1 protein-coding gene is annotated in these 1214 nt (G+C 44.3%); it reads left to right on the top strand.

Annotated features, from left to right (window positions below; all coding sequences use genetic code 11):
• Positions 1-127 precede the first annotated feature (127 nt).
• Positions 128-1214: transposase (locus ABMB67_RS23380; RefSeq protein ID WP_354573488.1), on the top strand; the 1087-nt coding region annotated here is incomplete at its 3' end.

Genomic DNA, 1214 nt, shown 5'->3' with positions numbered 1-1214 from the left:
TGAGTCAATTTCATAATTTGAACCCTTAGTCTCGCAAGGTTTTCAAGGCACGAAAAAAGGAGTACCTCCCCAAAAGTCGAATGAGTTAAGTGACGAAACAAAACTACAGACTGGAGGAAGACTCCCTATGCCTATTATACGACAAGAAAGCCTGTTTGACCTGCATGATTTATATGAGTTAGAGCCTACCCATCGTTTTGATGCGGTTTTTTCAGCAATTGATATCAACCCGATTCTTGCGGTCGTGTCAAAAAAAGCCCTATACGGTGCGCCTGTTCAGCTCACCTATTCCGCCATGATCTACTCACTCGTCGCTCGAATTCTTGAGCGAATTCCGACAATAAAGGATTTGATTAAACGTCTGAAACACGATTTTATGTTCCGATTGGATTGTGGATTCCTTCTTTCTGATGCGATTCCATCTGAAGCATCTTATTCAAGAATGCTCTCTAAAATAGCAGAATCACCTGTTCTTGAACAGGTTCAAGAACAGCTCATCCATCAAGCGATAGCAGAAGGATTTATCACCGATGACACGATCGCCATTGATGCGACTCACATTGAAGCGAGAGACCAAGCCCCAGCGAAAAAAGAAAAGCCTAGGTCTGAGCCAAAAAAGCGCGGCCGCAAATCAAAAGAAGAGAAAGAAAAATGGCTTCAAGAACAAGCGGAACAAGAAGCCGTTCGTCCGATTTTCGAGAAAAAGATTGAAGCCCAACTTGACGCGTCTTTAGTCGAGTTGCGATCCGCTGTCCCCCTTGATCCTAAGTGGGGCATCAAGAAAAACAGTGAAGGAAAAAACATTTTTTGGTTTGGCTACAAAGGCCACTTCGCGGTTGGAGCCAAAAGCCAGTATATCCTTCAGTCGCTCTTTTCCTCGGGAAACCTGAACGATGGAAAAGCAGCCATCCCTTTATTAAAAGGACTGCAAGAGCGTCTTTTTGAATTAAAAATCGCCTTTAGCACACTCGATGCAGGGTATGATGCCCCTGCGATTTACGAACAACTCTATCGAATGAAGACTGGGGCTGTCATTGCTTACAACAAGCGAAATGAACCGAATATAGAAGGATTCGATCACCATTTTGCCCCTACGTGTGTTCGAGAGCATTCGTATCGGTACGACAGTTACGACGCGAGATACGAGACGTTAAAATACACACGACCGAAAGAATGCAAAGGCTGTCCGTTAGCGCAAGATACCCTCTGTCAAA

Source organism: Halalkalibacter oceani, from assembly GCF_040544555.1.
Classification (GTDB): Bacteria; Bacillota; Bacilli; order Bacillales; family Bacillaceae_D; genus Halalkalibacter; species Halalkalibacter oceani.
The sequence above is the reverse complement of the archived record's forward strand: the minus strand, read 5'-3'. Positions and strand labels throughout refer to the sequence as shown.